The following is a 26,276-nucleotide window of genomic DNA, read 5'->3' as shown; positions in this document are numbered from 1 at the left end:
TTGGCAATGTGTTCTAAGGTTGCCAGTTCCCGCGTGAGAAGGAACTCCCCCATGAAGCATTCCAGGCTGTTTTTCACCGCTCTGCTGCTCGGCGCCGGCCAGTCCGCCCTGGCCGCCTTGCCCTCGGCCCCGGCCTATATCGACGACAGCCAGTACCCGCAGGCGGCCAGGCAGCGCATCCTGCCGGCGATGTTCGAACAGCAGATCACCAGCACCCGCTATATCGCCAAGCCCGGCAACCCGTTGATCACGGTGGCCGAGGCCAGTGACTTCAAGCGCACCAGCACCTACGAGGAAACCCGCGCCTGGCTGCGCAAGCTCGCCGCTGCCTCGGGCGGCAAGGTCGTCCTGAGCGAACTGCCGGAAAAAAGCGCCGAAGGTCACCCGATGGTGCTGGCCGTGGTTTCCCTGGCCAAGGACAAATCCCCGGCTGGGCTGAAGAAGTCCGGCAAACCGACGATCTTCGTCGAGGCCGAGATCCACCCCGGCGAATCCAATGGCAAGGACGCCATGTTCATGCTCCTGCGCGATATGACGGCCGGCGACAAACCCCTGGCCGCGTTACTGGAGCGGGTCAATATCCTGTTCATCCCCACGGTCAATATCGACGGCGATATCCGCCGCAGCGCCTACGGGCGGATCAACCAGAACGGCCCGGATATCGCCGGCTGGCGGGTCAACGGCCTGAACTACAACCTCAACCGCGACTTCACCAAGCTCGACAGCGCCGAGATCCGCAACGTCGCCTGGGTCTTCAGCCATTACGAACTGAGCTTCTTCGCCGACACCCACTCCACCGACGGCGCCATGTACCCCTACGACAGCTCCTACTGCCACAACGGCAACGGCTGGTCGCCGGCCAGCAGCGCGTGGATGGACCAGGTCATGCGCACCCCGGTGTACCAGGCCCTGCAGAACGAAGGGCACGTGGTCAATGAATGCATCAGCTTCAACGACAACCAGGACCCGACCCAGGGCTACTACCCGTACCGCACCGACCTGGCACGCTTCTCCAACCAGTACGGCGATATCCGCAATGTGCCCTCGATCCTCATCGAGCAGCACGCCTTGCACCCGTACCAGACCCAGGTGCTGGGCAACTACGTGGTGCTCAAGGCAATGTTCCAGGTCATCGGCGAGCAGGCTGCGTCCCTGCGTACCGCCATCGACAAGGACCGCGCCCGGCTCGCCGCGCAGAAGGACGTGATCCTCACCTGGAAAGCCGGTGAGCCGCAGACCGTACCCTTCACCGTGGGTGACTACCGCTACGAGGAGTCGCCGATCACCGGGGCCAAGACGATTGTCTGGAGCAACCAGCCGAAGAACCTCGAAGTCCCGGTCACCGGCAATACCTTGCCGGACCTGGTGGTGAAGCGACCGAAGCAGTACATCGTCCCGGCGCAATGGCGCGACGTGATCGCCCGGCTCAAGGCCCACGGCATCGCCATGCGCACCCTCGACAAGCCGACGGCGGTGGCGGTGAAGCTCTATCGCATGGACGACGTGAAGGTCGCCGGCGGTTTCGAGCCGGACCGGGCACAAAGCAACGAGATTCCGGGGTATGAAGGGCATCTGCTGGTCAGTGGCACCGGCAAGCCATTCGAACGGCTGCAAACTTTCCCCGCAGGCTCGGTGGTGATCGATACCGACCAGCCGCTGGGCGTGTTGGCGATCAACCTGCTGCAACCGGAAAGCCCGGATTCGTTCTGGTCGTGGGGCTTCTTCAACTCGACCCTGGTGGTGGCCGAGGAGCCGGAGGAATACGTGATGGAACCGATGGCGCGCAAGATGCTGGAGGAGGACGGGGCGCTGAAGGCCGAGTTCGAGAAGAAGCTGAAGGACGATGCCGGGTTTGCGGCGGATCCGAAGGCGCGGTTGAACTGGTTCTACCAGCGCACGCCGTTTTATGACGTGAATGCGTTTGTGTATCCGGTGGGGGTTGTGGAATGAGGTGAAGGGTAGGGGAGTCGATGACTCCCCGGTTTCTGTCGGTCATCGGCGACACGAGGAGCCTGACAGTATCCAGCTGGCGAGCTCCAGATCGGTTCCTCGGTGTCCTTCGCTAGGCTCTGTACGAAATGTATTCGAGCGAAGGCCAGGCAAGGCGAAAACAGGCGAGGAAGCGGAGTTGACTGGTTGTCAATGAGCATTCCGAGCCTGTTTTCAACGCAGCATGGGCGAGTTCGGATGCATTTCGTACAGAGCCTAGGCAGCATTCTCAGTGCATTGCTCAGGGAGGCACCCTGTATTTCACCATCACTGGCGACGAAGGCGGCGCGTCGTCTCTTGCTCTTACCACGACCCGGCAATGGTGACCCCGTTCGTAGTTGTCGGTGAGAGTAGTGGCCTTGCTTGTGCCCCACAGGGTTGTGACGGAAGGCCCGAAGGTTATGGTTTCCAGAGGGCGGTCACTGAAGAGGTGAGTGAAATCGGATGCTTGGACTTGCAGTGCAAGAAATAAGGGTATTCCGGATAGGGCGATGGTGTTTATCGAGCATGCTCGGAGGTTTAGCTGCATTTTTCTACTCTGGGTTTTCCATCGGTTGCCGAAGTGACGAATGCGTCATGAGTTATTCCCTTTATTGATACTTTGGAGAACTCACGAATTCGCCTGGTGGCTCCTGACGTGTCCTTTGTATGATGCTCACGCACGAGCCGTTCGTTGCTGAAAAATTTAACCGCATTTCTCTGTCGCCATTTTTATTAAATCCGACTCGTCAAATCGTTTGATTGTCATGGGTGAATGGCTGGTGACCACGTCAAGATAGGAGGGGGTGGTGTTGTTCGGAGCCATAAACACAAGGAATGCAGTGGTATCCTTCATGGATAGGCAGTCATCGACTGATCTAATATATTTGCGTGGGCTTGACTTCATCAGATCGTTCTCTGATTCATAGGAGTCGTATATTTCAACTTTCCCAATTTTCCCCAGGAGAAATTTGGATTTCAGACCTCTGCTTACAGGTGATGTGTCGAATGAGTAAATTGACTCTCCGAAGATGTTTGATTGGTATTGCGCTGCCTCAATGTATGTTTGGTCAAGGTTTAGGTTCGAGTTGCATAGACCAACAGATATGCCTGCTCCGTTCTGCTTGTTGCGCTCGTTGATGTAGATGCAGTCTATTAGGGTCCGGTTTTTTTGTGTGGTCAGAGTGAAATAGTATTCGCCCCTTCCAAGTGCAATGAGCCCGATTTCTCCATTGATGGAGATAAGCTCTCTATAAAAGCCGTACCATTCGCCTATGACGTCTTGGTAGTGACTCGTAGTGGTCTCGTTATTTGAGGTTAGCCCTTCGTTATCTATATGTGTGGTTTTTGTTTCGCCAGCTAAGACTTGTGGGCAGGACAGCAGTAAGCCGATTGCCAAGTAGCACATTTTTTCCATTTCATACCTCAGAGTAAGTTTCGAGTTAGTACTGATCCTCGCGACCGGCCTCGCATTGGAGATCTCCAATGGAATGGTCTGTCAGCGCAATACTGCATTTTAAATTGTCCTCGAAGATGGCTCGAAGAGGAATCAGGGTTAGCAGAGCTTGAATGCTGTCACTATTGAATTTTATCTTTGAGAAGCCGGCGTAGGAAAAATCAGTATTGAGGTTTTTATGGTGGATTGAGCATATTTCTTTTTGTTGTACTACTTTCCATGGTGATCGTGGATCAAGGATTTCTATATACAGACATGGGCTGTCAAGACTTGTCATATATCGTATCACCATTTCTCCGACTCGTTGAGAGTCGGCACTATCGAGTGTCGAGTAGTCTAGCGCAGCCCCCGTGGCGCTGCTGATGAAAAAAATACTTGTGAGAAGTGCTACCGTTTTCTTCACTGGGTTTTCCCTATGTTGTGTGGGTGCCTCAATTTTCTATGGTAAGGGCCTGTTTTAACGTAACCTATAAGGAGTCGCACTCAACCAAAGCTTCGCATTCAATCCAGCCGACGATGGTTTTTTGAGTGTCGTTACTTTCAATTTTAACGAAATACTGATCATTACGACTTTCTATGTTTTTAATTGCTACAATATCGCCTTGTCTCAAAGAAGTATTGCTGGGGGCATTTTTGTCTGGGGCTTTATGGATGATGGTGCTCGCTGCTGAGATAGTGCCTAGTAATCTTGATCTATTTTTGAAGTTTGGTGCGTTTCTGACTAAGTAGCCATCAATGATAACGTCGTTACGATATTCGTTTCTGAAAACCCAGTTGCAGTCGAGGCAGCTATCTCTAATCACGATTTTGAATTCTCTATTTTCAATGGCATAAATATCTTCTATCCAGCGCCCCTCGCTACGATACTTACTTATGAGATAAGGTCCTTTTCTGGATGGGCTGCATAGATCGCCCCCAGCGAAATTGATCTGCTGTAAATCCTTTGTGGCTGGTGAATATCTGAAAACTGCCACGCATGCGTTAACAGCGTTAGCAGTTAACGGTACCAGAATCTCAGGTATTCCATCATCGTCCAGATCTTCCAGGAAACTGCTACTCGTTTCCTCGAATAGGTCTTTCGGTAGAGCGGTTTCATAAGTTCTTTTATCGTCGGGGTTAAGAAGCTCAAATAGGAGGTCTCGATCGTCAGCGGCCAAGCTGCTTGAAAGTCCTATACATAATAGAAAGCTGGTCACTGAGAGTCTGGCTGAATTTGTGCTGTGCATTTAATGCAGGTTCCATTCTTTGGAGATTTCAAGAAATATTCTTTCTCGGTCCGCCAAGCCATTCGTACCGCCGTTTACTGCAAGCGTAATCAACTTGACATTCATTGGTTCTTTCTCAATCAATATATTGATATCGCCTCGAGCATTGTGTTTTGCGTAGACGGCCCCTTTGTTTCTCCAGAACCAGCAGGAAACATCTATCGCCGTTTCCATGTCTGTTGCCAGAATCTGGGGTGCGGCGACAAAGTTGAACTCTTTGAATTCTGAGTAAGATTTGTAGTTGTCCTTCCAGGTCAGCTGGATCAGACCCTTGCCTTTATATTTTGGTCCGTCGCCAATTTCCGTATTTCCGTTTGCCAAGGCATCTCTATGGTTGCCGGGGTCGTAACCTTCACCTGAAGCAAATTCAATGGTGGTTTCAAAGTGTGCTGACTCATGGAAACACTGGGCAATAAAATGCGCTTGCTGGTGTGGGGTATTTATTTCATATTTTTCCAGTGCTTGATTAAGCAGTGTTACGAATTCGTTTTTGTCGAATCGATATATGTTGGGGTGCGCTGCCTGGAAGTTATTTTCAAAGGTGCGCCCACCACCTTTTCCACTAAACCAAGCGCCAGTTTTTCCCGTGACTTTCTCAATTAGTGCTACGGTAATTCTGTATTGTCTTGCCTGAGTTGTGAGTAAACCTATAGGGTGTAGGAAGTATATTGGCATACTCGCCGATCCCCCCACTGTTTGAATCGCCTCCTCCCACCACCCCAACTCCTTGATCCGCCCCTTCTCCGCAATCCAGTTCAACAACGGCGCCGACGTGGTATGTCCAAATACCTGATCCAGTGCATCCCATTTCTCCTGGCGGTAATACCACTCGCTTTCACTGCACAGCACGATCTTCGACAGTGCCTGGGCCAGAACCGGGGACTTGAGTGCCGCACGCACTTCATCGGCACACATCTGGCGGTCATGGTTACGATCGATGAGCGAGTAGAGCTTGCTCATCAGTTCACCGTTGTCCCATGCCTCGGCCTGTTGCCGAACACGATTGCGGTCCTCTTCACTGGTGTTCCTGTCCTGGTACATCCGATAGGCCATGCCTGGCACCGGCGAGCGAGGGGTTTCGATGATTTCGTAGCCATCCCATTCCCAAGGGCTGACCCAGCAGGCTGTTTCTTGCATGACCTTTACCCAGCCGTCGACAAGGTGGCCTTCGGCATCGTGGAACAGGCTTTCCAGGCGGTACCAGGTGCAGCCTTCAGCAGTGTCTGTTTTCGGACGATGGATCTTTTTATCCGCAGGCAGGCTGTCCAGCAGGCTCTTCGGGACGAGCAGGTCGTGCTCACTGACCAGATGCGGGTGGACATTGGTCGGATGGGCCCTGTTCCCGAAGTTGTCGCGATGGAAGACCACCTCCGTTCCCGCCTTGAGTTTCAACCAGGTCTTTTCCTTGGCCGGCAGGCGCTTGGCCCAGGCACGGCTTTCCTCGAGGAAGTCGGGGAAGTAGTCGACGCAGAAGACTTCGAGGTGCAGGTGCCGGCGGGGCTTGGCATCCCTGGCATTCTGGTAGGGGCCGATGTGGCCGATCAGTTCACCGGCCTTGATGGGGATGGGCTTTGCCGGGACGAAAACTTCATCACGACCTGCCGGGACATATTCGCTGCGCAGTTTTTCCGCCAGTACATACTGTTCGACGTACTCGAGTTTGACGAAGTCGCCACTGCCGCTGACGCGCACTGAGGTCCCTTGGGTCAACCCGCCCAGCACGGTCGCTTGCCCATGGGGCTCGGCACGCACATTCAGGACATCGCCTGAGACCTCGGACAGATCGCCCTTGCCCGGGCGCAAGTGGCGGGCGGAAACATACCCGCGCAGGGTGCCGTCCGTACGGCGTAGCGAGGCGGGGCCCGGGGTATTTTCCAGCTTGCGGTGACGGCCCGTGCCGGAAACCGCAACCTGCGTGCCGGGCGGCAGGATATCGAGGGTCCGGCTTGATCCCTCATGCCCTATGACCTTGAGGCCCCGCTTGCCTCTATGAATGTCATTGGCATCGTCCTTGACCCATTGCGCTTCGCTCTGCACCCAGAACCGTGGCCTGTCCAGCGTGCTGCCGTCGTACGCAGCCCAGTCCTCCAGATGCATGTACAGGCTGTAGAAGGTCAGTGCAGGCGGTGCTTGCTCGGTATTTTCAAGAGGCGGGGCCTGGATGCGATGGCGCACCAGGACGAAGCCGGACGCGCAGGGCGCTTCGAATTCGGGCTTGGGGAAGGGCGCGTAGCGGGTGGTCGGGGTCGTGGTGGGGATGCGATAGGCGACCACTTCGCCATCGGCCATGCACAGCACCCGGGATTGGTCGAGCACGCCCGCGGTGCTGTCGTCGAAATGCACGCCGCCATGCCAGGTGCCATGCACACCGATGGGATAGAAACCGTTGGCGGCCTTGCCCAGGTGAGTCAGTTGCTGGAACAGGTCGGAACGGTCGCCGAAGGGATGGCTCCAGTTCTTCGTCAGCAGTTCGGGCGCCGGCTCGGGGTGAGGTTTGAGCGGCACTGGCCACGCCGTCAGTTGTGGGCGTTGCGGTACGGGAGGTGGCGGCGGCAGCGGGTCACCCTTGCCGAACAGGTACTCGGATAAGCGCTTGAGCATGCGTGGTTTTCCTGTGATGGGACGGGGAAGGGTCAGCCGGAGTGGTCGCTCTGGTAGGAGCCTTTTTTCTCGTAGTCCGTCAGCACCGGCAGCGCCGGGAGGTCGAGCGTCATTTTGGTTTTGCCGGTGAAGTAGACGTAGGGCGCCTTGACCAGGTAGTCCCCCTCGGTCCCCGCTTCGACGCGGCAGGGGTCGAGGATCAGGTAGCTGCCACCGGCATTGAGGGTGATCTTCTTGCCCGCGCTGATGCGGATTTCATCCTCGGTGCTGGTGATCTCCAGCCCTTGCCGGGCCATCAACAGCAGGCGGTCGTTCTGTGCCTGGACCTGCACCGGGCCCTGGTTGGCAATCAACTTGATGCCGAGCTTGCGCACGAACAGGCTGAGCCCCTGGCCGGCGCCGATGAACAGGCGCTTGATCACGCTGACGTCGCCATGGCCGCCGGCGTTGAGCATCAGGTTGTCCCGGGCCGCCAGTTGCAGGTGGGTGCCACTGGTGGCGGCAATGCCTTCAGGCGCGCTGAGCAGCAGGACTGCAGACTTGAGCTGCGCCAGATCCTGCTTGAACAGGTCGATCTGCGCCTGCACATCCGCCGATTCGGCCCGACAGCTCCCGGCATCGTTGGAAAGATGTTCCAGTTGTTCGGCAGCCTGTTGCAGAAGGCCGAGAGTCGACCCCATTTCCAGTACCTCGCCTTCGGCCCCAGGCTGGGCGTGGGCACTGATGAGCAAGCCTTTTCCTGCCCTGAGCACGCCCCAGTGATCGGTCCGCAGTTCAAAACCCTCGCCCCGTTTCCTGCGCTCTCTATCCACCAGGTGCCCGAGGTTCAACTGGCTCTTGCCGGCGAACTCGGTGCTGAGCTTGACGTGCTCCTCTCCTGTCTTGTCCTCCATGCGTAACTTGTTGTTGCTCGGGGTGCGCAGCACATTACGGTGGAAGTTGTCCTGGGTGACGTGGTCGGGATGCCGGCTGTCATGCAGCGCATGGGCGATGTAGGGACGATCCGGGTCGCCCTCTACGAAGGCCACCGCTACCTCGGTACCGGCGAGCAGCGGGAAGTGGCTGCCGTATTTGTCCCCGGCGTAGGGTCGGGCGAGACGCATTGGCAGGCTCTCGAAGCCGGCCTTGCGCTCGTCCCGGTCGAACAGGAAGCTGACCCGGTAGCAACCGTTCTCGTCCAGGTGGCTGTAACGGTCATAGGGGTTCTTGCTGGTGATGCGTGCCGGCAATGTTCCGGAGATCTGCGGTTTTGCCAGGTACGGTGGGCGGAAGCAGATGAAATGCGAATAAGGAATGCCTTCGAATTCGACGCTGAAGCTGGCGTTTCGCGCTGCCCGGGTCGTGATGGTCGTGATGGCTACCCGGTTGGCGAAGTCTTGTGGCACCGGGCCCTCGATCTCGAGAACCTGGCCCGGGGCCAGGGTGGGGCTGCTACTGCTGCCCAGCAGGCGCGAGCGCTGGTTGAGGATGCGCTCGCGGCGAAGGTTGGCGAAGAAGTGGCCGCTCTCCACCTCGGCTTCGCCCCTGTGTGCGTAGCGATCGCCGAGTTCGGTGTACGGTTCGTTGTAGTCGTAGCGTTCACCGTACGTCGTGGCGACGATCAGATGATGCTGCTCGATTTCGTCCTGAAGCTCTTTCTGCGCCTGACGATGGTCGTAGCTCCGGAAAAACTGGTTTTTTTCAACAACCTGATGATGGGTGCGCAGGTTCCACGCGCCATCGGCACCACCGCTTGAAAACCCCGATGGCCAGAGCAGCGGCAGTTTGACGTCGAACTGGAAGTGGCAGGGCGCGTCGTGGAAACGCACCACGTCGATGTTCAGCTTGAGGTCGGCGTCGATGCGGTACCAGATGCCGACCTCGGCCAGCAAGCGGTTGATGAAGCTCAGGTCGTTTTCGCCGTACTGCATGACGTGGGGGCGGCGTGGGTATTCCCGTACGAGCTTGAATTCGAACTCATGGGGCAACAGGCCGTGCCGCTGGGTCAGGATGTATCGGACGATCTCCGGTACCGACTGGTTGCGGTACAGGCGGTATTGCTTGCCACGTTCCAGGTGGGCGAAGCGCGGTTGCAGGACGACCTCGTAGTGCCCCTGTTCGTGACTGCCGCCCAGGCGCCGGAATGCGCTGATCGCACCGTAGAGCTTGCGCAGTGGCAGATGCTCTCGAGGGGGCTCCTCCCAGGGGTAACGGGGTGGCGGCGGGCCATACAGGGCGAAGCTGGCCCGGCGATTGAGTACGGAGGTGGCGTCGATGTCCAGCGCCGAGGCGGGGGACTCGTCGCTGTCGGCCTGGAAGACGCCCGGAGTGGCGCGAGGTACCGGGCTGGTGAACTGGATGCGGTAATGGAACGGTTGGCTGAGATGCTCCTTGCCCTCGAAAGAGAGCACATCGGCCTGCACCTTGAGGTGGCTGATTTCCAGCTCGTAGGGGTTTTTCACGGGATGGGAAACGGGCATGGCAAGTCGATCCTTGGCCTGGGCATTCAGTGCGTGGTCGCAGTTGAGCCAGGGACCGGCCGCGCTACGTTCGGGGGGAACTTGGCGCATTGCGGTGGGTGTGGACAAGGCGAAACGGGTGGTGTGCAGGATATTCAGCAGGGGCCTACAGGCTGCATGGAAAATGCCTACGAGAAATAGGCTGTATCGCGGCCGAAACGTCCTGTTTGCTAGGGTTGTGCAGGATTGACGCCCACCGTGGGCGGGCGATCCCGTCTTCAATCCGGATCGATTTCCCTGCAAGGACAAAATGACTTCTGAAGTCCACTACGCCGGCATCCGCCTGCACATCGACCACCGCCCCGCCAGCAGCGATATCTACCTGCTGGCACTCCACGGCGGTGGAGCAGGGCACCTTGGTGTATTCACCGGGGGGCGCGATGAGCTTTGGCAGCGCGGTATCGGCTCCACGGCCTTCGACTGCATCGGCCATGGCGCGACGGGCGGGACCATGGAGGCATGGGTATCTACACATCTTTTCCGAAGGCCAGTGGTGACCCCGCGTCGCTTGTCGAGAGACCGCATGATGGCCACCAGGCGTAAGCCGACAGATCTTCAGCGTTCTCCAGATCGAGCGCCGCCCGCGCGGCGCATCGCTGGCAAGCCAGCTCCCACATTGGTTGCAACGTACCTATGCCTGTAAGGCCATAGTTGTCCGCCTTGTTTGTCCGACTCGATATCCCGCCGAGCCCAATAGCCTCCATGCGATACATCGCGCAAACCTCCAAAGGCTAGCAACGGAGATCTCACAGGCCATGGCACGTTGCAACAAATGTGGGAGCGGATTCATCCGCGATGCGCCGCGCGGGCGGCGCTCGATCTAAAGGGCGCCAGAAGAGTCATGGCAAGCACCTGTCAGCCCTCATACGATCTACTGACAGGCCATCTCAGCCCAAAAGATGTGTAGATACCCATGCCATGGAGGGCTCGCCACTGCTCCAGTGCGAAGAGCAAGCCGTTGCACTGCGTCGAAGCCTAGGCGCTGACCGGCAGGCTGCGGGTGGCCCGGGTGAAAATCCGCGTTGATGCCTTGCATTCCGGCGGGTAGCGCTCGAACAGCTTGAGCACCCAGTCGGGCCGGGTCTTGCTGGCGTCGTTGAGCCAGTTGGCCACCGAGTCCTGCGGGTACTTGTCGGCTTCGGCCAGCAGCGGGACGAGCAGCGCCTCGGCGATTTCCGGCTCGGACTTCAGGCGGGCGATATGCTCGCACCAGACCCCGCGCGGGCGTAGGATCTCGATGCTGAACCGGCGGATCAGCGGGTCGTTGTCGCGATGGTGGCGCTGGAGCAGGGCGAGGCTGTGCTCCAGCTCCGTCACCAGTTGCGGGCGCAGGGCCAGCCAGGCCCATTCGCGTACGCCGAAGTGCTCGTCGGTGGCGAAACGCAGCTGGCCTTGCAGAGCCTCGCCGATATCGCTGTCACGTAGCGCCCAGGCATTGGCGAAGGCCGCCCAGCCACGCACGGTATCGGAAGGGTGGCTGAACAGCAGGTCAGCGTCCCGGGATGGCGCGGGAGTCGCTTCCAGCCATTGGCCTAACGCCAGGCCAATTGTTGCAATTTTTTTCGAAATACCCAGCGCGCGACTGCTTTCTGCAGCCTCTTGCAGGGCCTCGGCCAGGCTCCGGTCGACCTGCGCGGCGACGCTGGCGGCCAGTACCCGTTGGTCCACAGCCAAGCATTCAGCGAGATTGCGGGTAGCCATAGCGCCTTGATCGATAAGCGCTTTTCGGTTTTCGCTCATTGTCCTTTCCTTGACGGTTCGCCGATGTCATCGGGCCAGGGGCGTCCGTCGGCGGCGGCCAAGCCTAGCATTTTCGAACCGGCTGCAAAGGGACGAATAGCCGTGAACAGACAATAGTGTCATATTGGTATCAATCGTTTGCGGATGTTACCATTCCCTTACTATAAGTAGGGTAATGCCGGGCATTGGAAGCCCGGGCAAAAAGAGGTTTCCCGCCCTTGGGGAACCGCATGGATGCCCAGCGCGTGAATCCCCTTCGGAACACTCCTGTGCACCAGGGCCCGTGCCGTTCGCACGGGCTCCGCGTCCCATTGGCTTCGGCGTCATGACAGACAGGCTTGCCGGTTACCGTCACCTGCGGACCGGCGAGGGCGAACTCACAGGTTGGAGAAAGGTATGTTCCAGGCATTCACGCTGAAGAACCTCAGCGTCACCCGCAAACTCGGCCTCGGCTTCGGCCTGCTGCTGGCCTTCGCCTTGCTGCTGTCGCTGCTCGGCGGCTTCGGCCTGCAGAACAGCAGTGCATCCTTGCAGCGCATCAGCTTTATCAGCGGCCTGTTCGACGAGATCGTGTTCGCCCGGGAAGCCAACTACAGCCTGGCGCTGACCAATGACTCCGGGCAGCAGGCGCTGCACCAGGAGCACCACGCCAAACTCAAGGAAGGTTTCGACCAGCTTGTCCTGGATGCACGGGAAGGGCGCTGGCCGGCCCAGGACCTGGCGGCGGCGCAGAAGCTCCAGGCTGATCTGCAAACCTATGGCAAGGCCCGCGAGCAGGCCCGCTCGGTGGCCGAGCTGACGGCCGCCAACCAGTTGCTCTCCAAGCTGCAGGACGGCGCCAACGCCCTGTATTACGCCGAGGAGGACCGTGCCTCCGCGCAGGTGAAGAGCACCCATATGCTGCTGGCGGTGATCACCCTGGTGGCAATCATCTGTGGTATTGCCGTCGCCTTGCTGATCAGCCGGCAGATCGTCTATCCGCTGCGTGAAGCGGTGAAGACTGCCCAGCGCATCGCCGGTGGCGACCTGACTGGCGAGACCCACTCCGAACGCGGCGACGAACTCGGCGTGCTCCTGCGCTCGCTGGACAGCATGACCGCCAGCCTGCGCGACGTCATCTCGCAGATCGGCTGCGGCTCGCAGCAACTGGCGGCCTCGGCTTCGCAGTTGGCAGCGATCACCAGCACCACCCGCGAAGGCATCGACAGCCAGCGCAACGAGACCGACATGGTCGCCACGGCGATGAACGAAATCGCCGCCACCGTGCAGGAAGTGGCGCGCAACTCCGAGGAGGCCGCCAGTGCTGCCAAGGGCGCCGACCATGAGGTGACCAGCGTGCTGGCGATGTCCCAGCAGGCGATCCGGCAGATCGAGGCAATGGCCAATGGCGTGGGCATCTCCGCCGAATCCCTCGGGCGTTTGCAGCAGGAATGCGGGCGTATCGGCGCGATCCTCGATGTGATCAAGGCGGTGGCCGAGCAGACCAACCTGCTGGCCCTCAACGCTGCCATCGAAGCGGCCCGGGCCGGTGAGGCGGGGCGCGGCTTTGCCGTGGTCGCCGACGAGGTGCGCAACCTGGCGCAGCGTACCCAGGCCTCGTCCAGCGAGATCGAGCAACTGATCATCAAGCTGCAGCACATCGCCAATGAAAGTACCGGGATGATGCAGACCAACCTGGAGCAGACCAGCGCCTCGGTGAATGGTGTACGTGACACCGGCACGGCCCTGGAGCAGATCACCCGGCAGGTGTCGAATATTCAGCAGATGAGCGAGCTGATCGCCACTGCTGCGGAGGAGCAGGCGGCGGTGACCGAAGAGATCAACCAGAGCGTGACCCGCGTGCGCGAGACCGCCGAGGAATCGGCCACTGCCAGTGCCGAGATTTCTGCGGCGAGTACCGAGCTGAGCCACCTCAGCAGCCGTCTGCACGGCATGGTCGGGCACTTCCGCTGCTGATCTGATCCGTATTTTTCAGTGCTTTCTGAATCTGTTATGCAAACAGATGCTTGCCGAGAATAGGCCCCATGCAAGGTTTATTTTCGGTAGGTGGAGGCAGTGATGGGCAAGATGGCGATTTTTCTGTTCGGGTTTCTGGCACTGGCGATCGTGATCGGGGCGTTGGGGACCATTTCGCCGGTTTGAGTTCTTTATTGGCTTTCAGGGCCTCATCGCTGGCAAGCCAGCTCCCACAGGGATCTGCGGTGCACGCGGTCCCTGTGGGAGCTGGCTTGCCAGCGATAGGGCCATTAGCAACACCGCAAATCAGCGATCTTTCTCATACCGCACATCCCGCTCATCCACCCGCCCGACCAACTCCCAGCCCAGTCGCTGATAGAACCCGTTGGCCCTGATATCGGCATTGCCATCGGTCACCAGCCAGATCCGCTCATGGTTCCGGAACAGGTACGCCTCGGCCAGCCTCATCAGCCCCCGGCCAATCCCCAGCCCTTCAAATCCCGGCCTGATGAACAGGGCAAAGACCTCCCCAGCCTCGCCATCGACCATGGCGAACCCCACGGCAACGCCATCCTGGTGAGCGATCCAGGCACAGGGCTCGGTTTCGAGGATCGAGGCCAGCACCTCGGCGGTGATCCCCAGCCCGGCCATCTGCTCGCGGGACAGGTGGTTCTGGGTGACGCTGGTGCGGATCTCGAACAGGGTTTCGACGTCCGTCGGGGTGGCAACGCGCAGCTCCAGGCTCATGGGCTCTCCTTGTCTGTCATTTTCTGGCGCAGCCGAGGATAGCCGGGCAGGGTGGTGCTGTCTTGAGTCATAGTGCCGCGAGACACCCAAGGAGCCTATCGTGATCAGCCTCGACCCCGGACCCAACGAACCCTTCAAGCGCCTGTTCTTCGCCTTGCCCTGCACCCCGGCGCAAGGCAAGGCCCTGTCGCGCTGGCGTAGCGACCTGCGCCTGCGCAGCGGCAAGCCGGTACCGAGCGGAAATTTCCATGTGACCCTGATGTTTCTTGGTGCAGTCGGTGTAAGCCAGTTGCCGGCGATTCTCGAAGTAGCCGCACGGCTGCGCCCGCCGGAGCGCCTGGAACCGTTGGTCCTCGATCGGCTGGAGGTCTGGCGGCGCAGCCAGGCGCTGGTGCTGACCACGCAGGAACCGCCAAAAGTACTACTGCGCTGGGTCTACCAGTTGCAGGAGGCCTTGGTGCCACTGGGCTTCGTCGTCGATTCAAGAGAGTTTCGCCCGCACCTGACGCTGGCCCGGGACTTCCGCAACGAAGTGCCCGAGGCAGCGGTGGCGCCGGAGTTTCGCTGGAATGCACGGGAGTTCGTGCTCTACGAGTCCACCAAGGGCAAGTACGAGCCCCTGGCGCACTGGCCCCTGCTGGATATCGCCAGAAGTTAGATCGCCGCACCCGCGCCGTTCCTATACTCCAGTAAGCGTGGCGAAGGGGGTGGCGATCGTGAACCGGCGTTCCCTGTATCGGGTGTGGCTTGTGGCGTTGCTGGTGATCCTGTGCGGCTGCGGTTCGCGCAATCGCGTGCCGGAGGTACCGCCGGTTGTGCTGTCGCCCGCTGCCTGGCAGCAGGTGGACCGGGAGATCGTCCAGGCCTCGCGCGGCGCCGCCGGGTCGGCCGGGGACTATGCACGGCGCTCCATGCGGGTCTGGCGCGAGCAGGTGCAGGTACAGACCGAAGAGAATTTCATTCCCTGGTTCACCGGCTACTGGACCCAGCAATGGCTGACCCTCAGGGTGGCCTGGTACAAGATGAGCCAGCACCGCGACCAGCCCGATAACCGCCTGACCCTGTATCTGCAGGACGCCTATCGCGAGCGCGTTCTGGAACCGGTGGCCGAGCAGATCAACCCCGACCTGATCCGCGAGCGTGCGACCGAGCTGTACGTGCAATTGCTCGGCCAGCAGATCCAGGGGATTGGCGAGCGCTATCGGCCTGCGCCAGACCAGTTCGCCCTGCACCTCGAACGTATTCCCGCCATTGCCCTGGGCCCGCCTGCCGCGCGGGACGCCAGCCTGCGCGGCGTGCTCACGGCAAAGCCCTTCGTGCAGCTGCCGGCCTGGCTGGCGCTGAACGAAGAGATTCGCAAGGCCGCCGCGGCCAATGCGACAGCGTCGGACAATGGACTGTCATCGGTGGCCAGCAAAGCCAGCACACGCTTGGAAGCGACCCTGGCGCCCCGGGGCGCACTCAGCGCCGTGGCGGCAGCGGTGGGCAAGGCGGCGGGGATGGCGATCTCGGTGGCCTCGGCCGGGATCGGCGCGATGATGCATGAGAGCGACCGGCCGGAGATGGTCGAGCAGTTGCGGGTGATCCTCAACGCGGCATTGAACGAGGAGTGGCAGAACCTGATGGAGAACCATGGCACCGGGGTGATGGCCGGGGTCTGGTCGTTGTCGGGGCAGATCGAAGGCGAACTGACGGGAAGGGTGGGAATGGAGCCGAGGATGGATGCCATTCCGTAGCGCAGACAGCAGCTTGAGCGATATTCTTAAAGTTGATTATATTTCCGGTTAAATCATTCAAAAACAACGAGTTACGACGTTTTTATAAAATCATTTGTGAGGTGTGGCGCTGCGATGCGCACAAAAAAGGCCGTATCGATGTGTCTTCGATACGGCCTTTTTGATTTAAAAATCCTTTTAAATCAGTTGCTTGAGATGATTATCTCAAGCAATGCTTTGAGTCTTGCTCTGCTGCTTCTTTCCCGCTTGCGCCCGGCAAGCGTCGCCAAACGCCTCGAACATCCGCACCGAATCCGGATTCTTCGCGGCTTGCCATTCCGGGTGCCATTGCACTGCGAACAGGAACGGCGACAGGCTTGGCGCATGGATCGCCTCGACCAGGCCGTCTTCGGCATGAGCCAGGGGCTCGACGCCGTCGCCCAGGGTTTTCAGGCCCTGGCCATGCAGCGAGTTGACGCGGATCTCGTCGCTCTGCAGCAGTTCCCGCAGCCAGCTGCCCGGCTTCAGGCGCACGCTGTGGGAGGCTGCGTATTGCACGTCGACCGGATCCTCGGGGTTCTCCCGGTGATCGTTGAAGCCTGGCTCGGCATAGACCTTCTGGTAGATATCACCGCCGAGGGCCACGTTGATTTCCTGCATGCCACGGCAGATGCCGAAGATCGGCAGGCCACGGGCAATCGCCAGTTGCACCAGCGGCAGGTCGAAGAGGTCGCGGTCACGGTCCTGGGCCTTGCCCGGGGTTTCGTTTTCCTGGCCGTAGAGGGCCGGGTCGATGTTGCTCCCGGCGCCGGTCAGGTACACGCCGTCGGCCATGTCCAGGTACTGCTCGAGGTCTTCCACGCCGCAGCAGGTGGGTACCAGGACCGGGACGCAGTCAGCGTGTTCGACAAGGGGGACGATGTACTTGTGGGTCATCACCTGGTAGTCGTGACCCTTGCGTTCTTGAGTGCCCATGGTCATCAGGACCACGGGTTTGCGGGATTTCTGATTCTTATTGCCAATGTTGCTGTTGGGCATATGTCACCTTGGGACAGGCGCGGCCTGTCATTGTTGTGCAGGCGCGCCGGTTCGGACCTGGCGCTGCCTGAGGTTTCGAGCACTGCCGGGATGCACGCGAAGGTCGATTCCCGGTCGAAACCTGCCCCATAGCTTGCCAGAGCCGTTAAATATATCAAGCGGATTCACGTTTCTGTGTCCGTATTTCTTAACATTTGGACTACGATTTATCGGTTAAGCCATTGAAAATTCGGGTGAAAGCGTGATGTTTTACGCACGCGTCAGTTCAATATATTTGACGAGTGCGCAGGGTTCGCCGGCGCGGTAGTACAGCGGCGCTTGCAGCCCGAAAGCCCGGCTCTTAAGCTGCACAATCACCGTTGATATCAGTCTGACCATGCCGAAACCAAGACCGTCCCTGACCCTCACCCTGTTGCAAGCCCGGGAAGCCGCCATGGCCTTCTTCCGGCCCTCCCTCAACGAACATGGCCTGACCGAGCAGCAGTGGCGGGTGATCCGCATCCTGCGCCAGCAGGGTGAGCTGGAAAGCCATCAACTGGCCGAGCAGGCCTGCATCCTCAAGCCGAGCATGACCGGCGTGCTCAGCCGCCTGGAGCGCGACGGCCTGGTGCGCCGCAAGAAGTCCAGCACCGACCAGCGCCGGGTCTTCGTCGGCCTGACCGAGCAGGGCCAGCAGTGCTTCATCGCCATGAGCGAGGATATGGAGCGCAACTACCAGCGCATCCTCGAGCAGTTCGGCGACGAGAAGCTGCAGACACTGCTGGGTTTGCTGAACGAGCTGAAGAGCGTCAAGCCTTGATCGCAGGTTATTCGCGCAAGTAAAAAGTCCTACATATACTGTCGGGTATCCGCCACAGCCTGCTGTCGTCGGTCGGACTTCGACGTCTCGATGCCCGTTGTAGTGCCGTATCCGCAGTAGCCCGCACGCGAGGCGTTCTTGCAGACGCTAAGAGAGGCTATTGCAATGGATATCATCAGTCTGGTTGTGCAAGTCATCGCGGGTGTGATTGGCGGCAACGCGGCGGGGTTGAGCAAGGAGGGCATGGGCCCGGTGCTCAACAGTGTCCTTGGTGGGGTCGGTGGCGTGGTGGTGGGGCAGGTGCTGGCCCATCTGACCGGCGATCAGTCCCTGGCCCAGGCCGGCGCGGAAGGTTCCCTGGATATTCCAGCCATTATCAGCAGCGTGATCGGCGGTGGCGCCGGTGGTGCGGTGCTGACCTGGGTGGTGGGGTTCATCAAGAGCAAGATGCAGGCGCATTGATGTGAATTCGATGGCCTGATCGCTGGCAAGCCAGCTCCCACAGGGTTTGCGGTGCACACACTACCTGTGGGAGCTGGCTTGCCAGCGATGAGGCCATCAGCAACACCATAAGCTTCTAGTGTGCAGGACAGCCTTCGGCCTTCACCGTCCGCACCGTCGTCGCCGGATTCTTCACCAGCTTCTCCCCGACCCGCGCCGGTCGCGGTTGCAATTCACCCCCGCAATTCGGGCACTTGCCCTTCAGTTGATCGTCCGCGCAGCTACGGCAATAGGTGCACTCGAACGAGCAGATCATCGCGTCACGGCTGTCGCCCGGCAGTGCCGTGGCGCAGCATTCGCAGCAAGGACGAAGTTCCAGCATCGGGGGAAATCCTTTCTTGGGTGGTGGTCGTCCTAATGTGCAGGCACGGTGATAGCAATGCAATACGTCTCAAGGCCGGTACAGATGGGCATGCCCCGCCCGATACAGCGCCGATTCGCTGAAGCTGTCGCTGGCCAGCACCCGGCCCACCAGGATCAGCGCGGTACGCCGGAAGCCCTTGGCCGCCGTGAGCTCGACGATGTCGTCCAGTGTTCCCAGCACCCAGTCCTGATCCGGCCAGGTAGCCCGGTGCACCACGGCGATCGGGCAGTCACCGCCGTAATGCGGGCGTAGCTCCTCGACGATCCTTGGCAGATGGCGCACTCCCAGGTGTATCGCCATGGTCGTCTTGTGGCTGGCCAGGCTGGCCAGCGCTTCGCCCTCGGGCATCGGCGAGGAATCGGCGAAGCGGGTGAGGATCACGCTCTGGGCGATATCCGGCAGGGTCAGTTCGCAGCCGAGCAGGGCGGCGCTGGCCGCCGTGGCCGTGACCCCGGGGACGATCTCGTAGGGAATCTCCAGCTCGCGCAGGTGGCGGATCTGCTCGCCGATGGCGCCATACAGGCCGGGGTCGCCGCTGTGCACCCGGGCGATGTCCTGGCCCTTGGCATGGGCGGCGGCGATCACCTCGATGATCTGTTGCAGGTGCAGTTCGGCACTGTTGATCAGGGTCTCGGCGTTATGCCCGTCGAGCACGGCGGCGGGCACCAGCGAGCCGGCATAGATGATGACCGGGCACTGGCGAATCAGGCGCTGGCCCTTGACGGTGATCAGCTCCGGATCGCCGGGGCCGGCGCCGATGAAATAGACGGTCATGGGAGGTCTCTGGAAAACGGAAGGGCGGATTATCCGCCAGAAGCAGGGATCCAGGCCAATGCCAGGGTCATATCGTCGCGCACGATGCGCTCGACGCGCAGCTCGGCCAGCCCGCCGTCAAGCTGCTCGGCCAGGGCCAGGGCGCTGCTTTCCGCTACGCCATAACAGCCGCTGTGTTGAAAGGCGATGGCCGAGCGATGGCTCAGGCGCGGGGTATACGGGGCGAGTTGCACGGCATTGAAGAAGTGCAGGGGCAGGCCGAGATCGGCAGCCAGCTGCAGCAGGCCGGGTTCCTGGCGCTTGAGATCGATGCTGGCAAGAGCAACCAGCGCGGCGAAAGGCAGGTTGCGCGATTGCATCACATCCCGCAGCAGCCCGGCCAGCTCACTGGCCGGGGCACCACGGCGGCAGCCCAGCCCGGCGTACAACGCTGCCACGCCGGACGGGACGGCCATCAGGCGGACTGCCGCCGGTACAGCCAGGCGCTGATCAGGCCCAGGGCCAGCCAGAAACCGGCATTGGTCAGCAACGAAGCGACGATGAACTGCGATTCCAGGGCTTCCGGTGCCAGGCTTTCATGGACGTCCGGCTGCGGGGCGCCGATCACATGGGGAATCGCCAGCAGGATCAGGCCGGCGATTTTCAGCACCCAGTTGCCTGCAAACACTATCAACACCAGGCCGACAGCGGTGGCAGCGGCGGTGCCAACCCACCAGAACTGGCGCTGGGCCAGGTCGGCTGCGGCGGTACCCGGCAGCTCCGGTGGCAAGCCGAGGTTCGGCGCCAGGCAGAACACGGCGAAACCGCCCAGGCCCCAGAGTGCGCCGACCCCGACGCTGCCCGGATTGCGCAGGGTGTACATGGCCGCCAACAACAAGGCGAAGCCCACCGCGACCACCAGGTTGCCGCCGGTGGTGGACAGCACGCGCTGCCAGCCATCTTCCGGCGACCAGGCTTCGGCATCGTGGTGATGACCTTCGCCCGCTGCGGTCGCGCCGGCGTGCTCATGCTCATGGACCTCGGCCGGCGCCGAGTTCTCGTAGGTTTCCGCCTTGAGGATCAGCGGCGCGACCCAGAAGCTTTGCAGCAAGGTCAGCAGCACGGCCGCCAGCAGACCGGTAAAGCCCGCGGTGCGGGCAATGCGAGTGAACATGGGTCGGGCCTCAGTGGCAGGGGAAGGCGGCGCTGTGGCGGGTGTCGTGGGCGGCGTTGTGCACCGCTTCGATATGCGAGAAGCCGGCGAAGTAGACCAGGCACAGGCCCAGTACCGAAGCGCTGACGGCCGCGACGATGCGCTGGCTGAGGGTGGTGGAGGTGCTGCTGGCGTGGCTGGCGGTACTGATGACGGGCATGGCGCTTTCCTCTTGGTGTTGTTCGGGCAACAGGCAAGCGCGAAGAACGCCTGGATGCGGGGCACCCAGGCGTTGCAACGTCGCCCGCCCACCGCGGGTTTGGTCAAATCTGTCATGGGCCGGTCTCCGGGCTTGCAAGGGGCTGTTGGCCGAGGCGTCTCCTTCCCATGCCGGACTGCTGGCACAGTGGATCAGACGCTTTCCTTGCTTACCGTTGCGGGGGCAGCACCGGAATGACTGGACCTGACGATCACAGCGCACCGGTTTCCCGTTTCACCTTTTGTAATAAAAAAGGCACCCAAACGAATCGCGCTAGGTAATCACGCGCGTTGACATCCGTCAATACAGCGGTTGACCGGCTTCCGGGCACTGCGTAGCCTTGCCGGTTCGAGGTTCTCCGACGCGGGTCGGAGCTAAGACGGGAACGCGGCAAGCCGCGGCTGCCCCCGCAACTGTAAGTGCCGAGTCCATCGACCAGTGCCACTGCCGAGCATAAAAGGCGGGAAGGCGTCGATGGCGTCCCGAGGACACGGCGCAAGCCAGGAGACCTGCCTCGACCAGCTTCCACATTAACCGGGCGGGGTGATCCGGTGGCGAACGCGTCCAGACCGCACGGTTCCTGGCCTCCGTCCCCCATGCCCGCCATGCTGCCAAGGGCATCCGACATGAAAACACTGGCCAAACTCCCCGTTACCATCGTCACCGGCTTTCTCGGCTCGGGCAAAACCACCTTGCTCCGCCATATGCTGGACAACGCCAATGGCCGCCGCATCGCGGTCATCGTCAACGAATTCGGCGAACTGGGCATCGACGGCGAGATCCTCAAGCAATGCAGCATCGGCTGCACCGAGGAAGAGGCCAACGGGCGCGTCTACGAACTGGCCAACGGCTGCCTGTGCTGCACCGTACAGGAAGAGTTCTTCCCGGTGATGCGCGAACTGGTGGCGCGCCGTGGCGACCTGGACCAGATCCTCATCGAAACCAGCGGCCTGGCCTTGCCCAAACCACTGGTCCAGGCGTTCCAGTGGCCAGAAATCCGCAATGCCTGCACCGTCGACGCTGTGATCACCGTGGTCGACAGCCCGGCCGTGGCCGCCGGCACCTTCGCTGCCTTCCCCGACCAGGTCGATGCCCAGCGCAAGCTGGACCCGAACCTGGACCACGAATCGCCACTGCACGAGCTGTTCGCCGACCAGTTGGCCAGCGCCGACCTGGTGATCCTCAACAAGTGTGACCAGGTCGCCCCTGAAGCCCTGGCCGCCGTGCGCGCCGAGGTGGAAGAGGAGCTGCCGCCAGCGGTCAAGGTGGTCGAAGCCAGCAAGGGCGTGCTGCCGCTGGAAGTGCTGCTGGGCCTGGGTGCCGAGTCGGAGGCCCATATCGACGGCCGCCGCACCCACCACGATTCGCACCATGACGGCGACGATGACCACGACGATCACGACCACGACGCCTTCGACTCCATCTCCCTCGACCTGCCGGAAGCCGACGAAAGCCTGCTGCTGGATGCCCTGACCCAACTGGTCACCGACACCGGCATCCTGCGGGTCAAGGGTTTCGCGGCGATTCCGGGCAAGCCGATGCGCCTGCTGATCCAGGGCGTGGGGACCCGTTTCGACAAGCACTTCGACCGCGCCTGGCGCAGCGACGAAGCGCGCATCACCCGCCTGGTGCTGATCGGCCAGGACCTGGATGCCGCTGCTCTGGAAGCACGCCTGCGCGCTGCCCTGGGCGCCTGATCCATGCACCTGCTGCGGACCCAGCCCGGCGGCTTCGTGCCGGACGACAGCATTGCCGACCTCGGCCAGACCCCGGCCGAGCTGGTGATTCTCTGCAGCGGTGATTCGCACCTGGCGCTGCTGGCGGAAACTGCCCGCGAGCTGCCGGAGGATTACCCCAGCCTGCGCCTGGCCAACCCCATGCAGGTGCAGAACCACGCCTCGGTCGACCTGTATGTCGACGAGGTGCTGCGCCATGCCAAGGTGATCCTGGTGTCGCTGCATGGCGGCATCGGCTATTGGCGCTATGGCGTCGAGCAACTGGTCGAGCTGGCGGCCCGTGGCGTGAAGCTGATCCTGGTGCCGGGTGACGACCGCCCGGACCCGGAGCTGAGCAGCCTGGGCAACGTCGCTGCCGAGCAGGCCGAGCGCCTCTGGCACTTCCTGCGCCAGGGCGGCAAGGCCAATGCCCTGAACCTGTTCAATTGCCTCGCCAATACCTGGCTGGGGCGCGATTACCGCTGGGACGAGCCACGGCAACTGCCGCGTACCAGCCTGTACCACCCGCGTCATGCCGAGGCCGGAATGGGCCACTGGCGCGCTGATTGGCATGTTGGGCGACCGGTCGTGCCGATCCTGTTCTACCGCTCCCATCTGCAGGCGGCGAACACTGGCTTTATCGATGTGTTCTGCGAGCGGCTGCAAGGCGCCGGGCTGAATCCGCTGCCGATCGCCGTGGCCAGCCTCAAGGAGGCCGGCTGCCTGGCCCAGGTCGAGGACTGGCTGGACGAAACCGCTGCCGCGCTGATCATCAACACTACCGGTTTCGCCCAGTCCAGCCCGGAACAGCCGCACCTGCGCCCGTTCCGCCGGGATATCCCGGTGCTGCAGGCGATCTGCGCCCAGGACAACGAACCCGGCTGGCAGGCCAGCGAGCAGGGCCTCGGTGCCCGCGACCTGGCCATGCATATCGCCTTGCCGGAACTGGACGGACGCATCATCACCCGGCCGATCAGCTTCAAGGACCTGGCCTGGCGCAGCGAGCGCAGCCAGTCCGACGTGGTCTGCTACCGGCCGCAGCCCGAGCGCATGGACTTCGTCGCCGAACTGGCGCGGCGCTGGTGCGAGCTGGCACGCCTGCCGAATCAGCAGAAGCGCGTGGCCCTGGTGCTGGCCAACTACCCGACCCGGGATGGCCGCATCGGCAACGGCGTCGGCCTCGACACCCCGGCGGCGGCACTGAATATCCTGCGGGCCTTGAAACTACAGGATTACCCGGTGGGCGACCTGCCGGACAGCGGCACCCAGTTGATCCACGACCTGCTCGGCGGCGTCAGCAACGACCTCGACAGCCTCGACCAGCGCCCGTGCATGCAAAGCATGGCCCTGGACGACTACCTGGCGGCCTTCGCGCAATTGCCCGAGGCCAACCAGCAGGCAGTGCGCGAGCGCTGGGGCGAGCCTGCGCAGGATCCGATGTTCCGTGGCGGGCGGATGATGATCGCCGGCCTGCGCCTGGGCCTGACCTTCGTCGGCATCCAGCCGGCCCGTGGCTACCAGCTCGACCAGAGCGCGGTGTACCACGACCCCGACCTGGTCCCGCCCCATGGCTACCTGGCCTTCTATTTCTGGCTGCGCCATGGCTTTGCCGCCGATGCGCTGATCCATGTCGGCAAGCACGGCAACCTGGAATGGCTGCCGGGCAAGGGCGTCGGGCTATCGGCGCAGTGCTGGCCGGATGCACTGATCGGGCCGCTGCCGAATATCTATCCCTTTATCGTCAACGACCCGGGCGAGGGCGCCCAGGCCAAGCGCCGTACCCAGGCAGTGATCATCGACCACCTGATGCCACCCCTGACCCGCGCCGAGACCTACGGCCCGCTGCGCAACCTGGAGCGCCTGGCCGACGAATACTACGAGGCGCAACTGCTGGACCCGCGCCGCGCCGTGGAATTGCAGAAAGAAATCCTGCAACTGGTGCGCGACAACCATATCGACCGCGAGCTGCAACTGGACGGCGCGCTGGACGATGCGGCGGTGTGGCTGCCGCGCCTGGACACCTACCTGTGCGACCTCAAGGAATCGCAGATCCGCGATGGCCTGCATGTGTTCGGAGAGTCGCCCACGGGGCGTCTGCGCCTCGATACGCTGGCGGCGTTGTTGCGTGTGGCTCGCGGCGATGGCCGTGGCGCCAATGCCAGCCTGCCACGGGCGCTGGCCCGGGCCATGCTGCTGGGCTTCGATCCGCTGGATTGCGAACTGGGCGAGCCCTGGCAGGGGCCGCGACCGGCATTGCTGGCGGACCTCGAATGCGGCCCGTGGCGCACCGCCGGGGATACCCGCGAACGCCTGGAAGTCCTTTCGGTGCAGTTGATCGAGCAGACCCTGGCCGGTGAGTCGGCCTTGCCGGACGCGCCACAGTGGGATGACGTGCGCGCCGTGCTCGAAGCCCTGGCCGAGCGCGTCGCACCACAGTTGGACAGTTGCGGCGCAGCGGAAATGCACGGCGTGCTGTCCGCTCTCGAAGGCTGTTTCGTCCCGGCTGGCCCCAGTGGCGCGCCGAGTCGCGGGCGACTCGATGTGTTGCCCACCGGGCGCAACTTCTACACCGTCGATGTGCGCAACCTGCCCACGGCCACCGCCTGGCGCCTGGGGTTCACCTCGGCCAGCCTGATTCTCGAACGTCACTTGCAGGATCACGGCGACCATTTGCGCCAGCTTGGCCTGTCGGTCTGGGGGACGGCGACGATGCGCACCGGCGGCGACGATATCGCCCAGGCCATGGCCCTCATGGGCGTGCGCCCGGTGTGGGCGGCGGGCAGCCATCGGGTCGACGACTTCGAGATCCTGCCCCTGAGCCTGCTGGACCGGCCACGGGTCGATGTGACCCTGCGCGTCTCCGGCTTCTTCCGTGACGCCTTCGGCAACCTGATCAGGCTGTTCGATGCGGCGGTGCAAGCGGTGGCGGCGCTGGACGAGCCGGACGACATGAACCCCCTGGCCGCCCGGGTACGCAGCGAGCGCGCCGAGCTGCTGGCCAGCGGCCTGGATGAAGACCAGGCCCGGCGCCAGGCCGGCTGGCGGGTGTTCGGCTCCAAGCCGGGTGCCTACGGCGCCGGCGTGCAGAACGCCATCGACGGACGCCTGTGGCACAGCCGCGAGGACCTCGCCGAGGTCTACCTCAATCACGGCGGCTACGCCTATGGCGGCGCCGACGAAGGCACCGAAGCCCGTGGACATTTCGCCAAACGCCTGGGTCAGATGCAGGCGGTGCTGCAGAACCAGGACAACCACGAGCACGACCTGCTCGACTCCAACGATTACTACCAGTTCCAGGGCGGCATGCTCGCGGCGGTGGAAACCCTGGGCGGGCAGGGCGTCGCCAGCTACCACGGCGACCACAGTCAGCCGGAGCGCCCACGCATCCGCACCCTGAAGGAAGAACTGAACCGGGTGATCCGTGCCCGCGCCCTGAATCCCAAGTGGATCGACGGGGTCAAGCGCCATGGCTACAAGGGCGCCTTCGAGCTGGCGGCGACGGTGGACAACCTGTTCGCCTTCGACGCCACCACCCTTTTGATCGATGACCATCATTACCAGTCGCTGGCCGATGCCTATGTGCTCGACCCGGCGACCCGCGAATTCATCCGCCAGCACAACCCCGAGGCGCTGCGCGAGATCACCGAGCGCCTGATCGAGGCCCAGCAGCGCGGCCTCTGGCAGGAACCCGGGGAGTACCGCGAAGCCCTGGAAGAACAACTGCTGGACGGCGAGGAAGAGGCTTGAA

At 61.7% G+C, this 26,276-nt stretch carries 21 protein-coding genes and 2 riboswitches; of the genes, 8 read left to right on the top strand and 13 right to left on the bottom strand.

Features of this window, described 5'->3' with window-relative positions; all coding sequences use genetic code 11:
- The first annotated feature begins 51 nt into the window (after positions 1-51).
- A complete protein-coding gene (locus AC2CQI_RS06915; protein WP_484579649.1) occupies positions 52-1,950 on the top strand; it encodes a M14 family metallopeptidase in 1,899 nt (632 codons plus the stop codon).
- Positions 1,951-2,674: 724 nt separating this feature from the next.
- On the opposite strand, the gene AC2CQI_RS06910 is transcribed toward AC2CQI_RS06915, so the two are convergent.
- The 6 genes from AC2CQI_RS06910 to AC2CQI_RS06885 all read right to left on the bottom strand — a co-directional run bounded on the left by AC2CQI_RS06910 (position 2,675) and on the right by AC2CQI_RS06885 (position 11,528).
- Positions 2,675-3,454: a hypothetical protein gene (locus tag AC2CQI_RS06910; RefSeq protein WP_484579648.1), complete on the bottom strand. Its 780-nt coding sequence runs from the start codon at positions 3,452-3,454 to the stop codon at positions 2,675-2,677.
- 437 nt (positions 3,455-3,891) lie between these two features.
- Complete coding sequence (locus tag AC2CQI_RS06905) at positions 3,892-4,650, bottom strand: hypothetical protein (protein ID WP_484579647.1); 759 nt, start codon at positions 4,648-4,650, stop codon at positions 3,892-3,894.
- Positions 4,651-7,290 carry a glycoside hydrolase family 19 protein gene (locus AC2CQI_RS06900; RefSeq protein ID WP_484579646.1) on the bottom strand — a complete coding sequence of 880 codons (2,640 nt, stop codon included), beginning with the start codon at positions 7,288-7,290 and terminating at the stop codon, positions 4,651-4,653.
- 32 nt (positions 7,291-7,322) lie between these two features.
- Positions 7,323-9,749, bottom strand: a complete 2,427-nt coding sequence (locus tag AC2CQI_RS06895; protein WP_484579645.1) for a type VI secretion system Vgr family protein — start codon at positions 9,747-9,749, stop codon at positions 7,323-7,325.
- 145 nt (positions 9,750-9,894) lie between these two features.
- Complete coding sequence (locus AC2CQI_RS06890) at positions 9,895-10,221, bottom strand: hypothetical protein (protein WP_484579644.1); 327 nt, start codon at positions 10,219-10,221, stop codon at positions 9,895-9,897.
- 542 nt (positions 10,222-10,763) lie between these two features.
- A complete protein-coding gene (locus tag AC2CQI_RS06885; protein ID WP_484579643.1) occupies positions 10,764-11,528 on the bottom strand; it encodes a hypothetical protein in 765 nt (254 codons plus the stop codon).
- A 396-nt stretch (positions 11,529-11,924) separates the two neighbouring features.
- Here AC2CQI_RS06885 and AC2CQI_RS06880 point away from each other — a divergent pair, with 396 nt between their 5' ends.
- Entirely contained in the window at positions 11,925-13,484 is a 1,560-nt protein-coding gene (locus tag AC2CQI_RS06880) for a methyl-accepting chemotaxis protein (RefSeq protein WP_484579642.1), read from the top strand.
- A 306-nt stretch (positions 13,485-13,790) separates the two neighbouring features.
- Here AC2CQI_RS06880 and AC2CQI_RS06875 read toward each other — a convergent pair whose 3' ends face one another.
- On the bottom strand, positions 13,791-14,231 hold the full coding sequence (locus AC2CQI_RS06875; RefSeq protein ID WP_484579641.1) for a GNAT family N-acetyltransferase: 441 nt from the start codon (positions 14,229-14,231) through the stop codon (positions 13,791-13,793).
- A gap of 100 nt (positions 14,232-14,331) precedes the next feature.
- On the opposite strand from AC2CQI_RS06875, the gene thpR reads away from it, so the two are divergent.
- The gene (gene thpR, locus AC2CQI_RS06870; protein WP_484579640.1) at positions 14,332-14,889 is read left to right on the top strand and encodes an RNA 2',3'-cyclic phosphodiesterase; all 558 of its coding nucleotides are present in this window, start codon (positions 14,332-14,334) and stop codon (positions 14,887-14,889) included.
- A 49-nt stretch (positions 14,890-14,938) separates the two neighbouring features.
- Positions 14,939-15,967, top strand: coding sequence for a hypothetical protein (locus AC2CQI_RS06865; RefSeq protein WP_484579639.1), 1,029 nt, complete (start codon positions 14,939-14,941; stop codon positions 15,965-15,967).
- A 204-nt stretch (positions 15,968-16,171) separates the two neighbouring features.
- Here AC2CQI_RS06865 and AC2CQI_RS06860 read toward each other — a convergent pair whose 3' ends face one another.
- Entirely contained in the window at positions 16,172-16,984 is an 813-nt protein-coding gene (locus AC2CQI_RS06860) for a gamma-glutamyl-gamma-aminobutyrate hydrolase family protein (protein ID WP_484579638.1), read from the bottom strand.
- Positions 16,985-17,360: 376 nt separating this feature from the next.
- On the opposite strand from AC2CQI_RS06860, the gene hpaR reads away from it, so the two are divergent.
- Both hpaR and AC2CQI_RS06850 read left to right on the top strand, forming a co-directional pair.
- Positions 17,361-17,783, top strand: a complete 423-nt coding sequence (gene hpaR / locus AC2CQI_RS06855) for a homoprotocatechuate degradation operon regulator HpaR (protein WP_484579637.1) — start codon at positions 17,361-17,363, stop codon at positions 17,781-17,783.
- A gap of 165 nt (positions 17,784-17,948) precedes the next feature.
- Positions 17,949-18,245 (top strand): hypothetical protein, encoded by a 297-nt coding sequence (locus AC2CQI_RS06850; RefSeq protein ID WP_075803002.1) that lies wholly within the window; start codon positions 17,949-17,951, stop codon positions 18,243-18,245.
- A gap of 115 nt (positions 18,246-18,360) precedes the next feature.
- On the opposite strand, the gene AC2CQI_RS06845 is transcribed toward AC2CQI_RS06850, so the two are convergent.
- The 5 genes from AC2CQI_RS06845 to AC2CQI_RS06825 form a co-directional block, all read right to left on the bottom strand.
- Positions 18,361-18,606, bottom strand: coding sequence for a DUF1272 domain-containing protein (locus AC2CQI_RS06845; RefSeq protein WP_075803001.1), 246 nt, complete (start codon positions 18,604-18,606; stop codon positions 18,361-18,363).
- A gap of 69 nt (positions 18,607-18,675) precedes the next feature.
- Entirely contained in the window at positions 18,676-19,422 is a 747-nt protein-coding gene (gene cobM / locus AC2CQI_RS06840; protein ID WP_484579636.1) for a precorrin-4 C(11)-methyltransferase, read from the bottom strand.
- A 29-nt stretch (positions 19,423-19,451) separates the two neighbouring features.
- Positions 19,452-19,877 (bottom strand): cobalamin biosynthesis protein, encoded by a 426-nt coding sequence (locus AC2CQI_RS06835; RefSeq protein ID WP_075802999.1) that lies wholly within the window; start codon positions 19,875-19,877, stop codon positions 19,452-19,454.
- Positions 19,877-20,575: a CbtA family protein gene (locus AC2CQI_RS06830; protein WP_484579635.1), complete on the bottom strand. Its 699-nt coding sequence runs from the start codon at positions 20,573-20,575 to the stop codon at positions 19,877-19,879. Before AC2CQI_RS06830 ends, AC2CQI_RS06835 begins: the two co-directional genes overlap by 1 nt.
- A gap of 10 nt (positions 20,576-20,585) precedes the next feature.
- Positions 20,586-20,774, bottom strand: coding sequence for a CbtB domain-containing protein (locus AC2CQI_RS06825; RefSeq protein ID WP_075802997.1), 189 nt, complete (start codon positions 20,772-20,774; stop codon positions 20,586-20,588).
- A gap of 100 nt (positions 20,775-20,874) precedes the next feature.
- A riboswitch (cobalamin riboswitch) is annotated at positions 20,875-21,091 on the bottom strand.
- 56 nt (positions 21,092-21,147) lie between these two features.
- Positions 21,148-21,344: riboswitch (cobalamin riboswitch) on the top strand.
- Positions 21,345-21,439: 95 nt separating this feature from the next.
- Between AC2CQI_RS06825 and cobW the strand changes: the two genes are divergently transcribed.
- Both cobW and cobN read left to right on the top strand, forming a co-directional pair.
- Positions 21,440-22,510: a cobalamin biosynthesis protein CobW gene (gene cobW, locus AC2CQI_RS06820; RefSeq protein ID WP_484579634.1), complete on the top strand. Its 1,071-nt coding sequence runs from the start codon at positions 21,440-21,442 to the stop codon at positions 22,508-22,510.
- Positions 22,511-22,513: 3 nt separating this feature from the next.
- The gene (gene cobN / locus AC2CQI_RS06815) at positions 22,514-26,275 is read left to right on the top strand and encodes a cobaltochelatase subunit CobN (protein WP_484579633.1); all 3,762 of its coding nucleotides are present in this window, start codon (positions 22,514-22,516) and stop codon (positions 26,273-26,275) included.
- Position 26,276 lies beyond the last annotated feature (1 nt).

The sequence above is a fragment of the Pseudomonas sp. P2S-1 genome (genome assembly GCF_057197725.1).
Note: the sequence above shows the minus strand (reverse complement) of the source record. Positions and strands in the feature narration are given on the sequence as shown.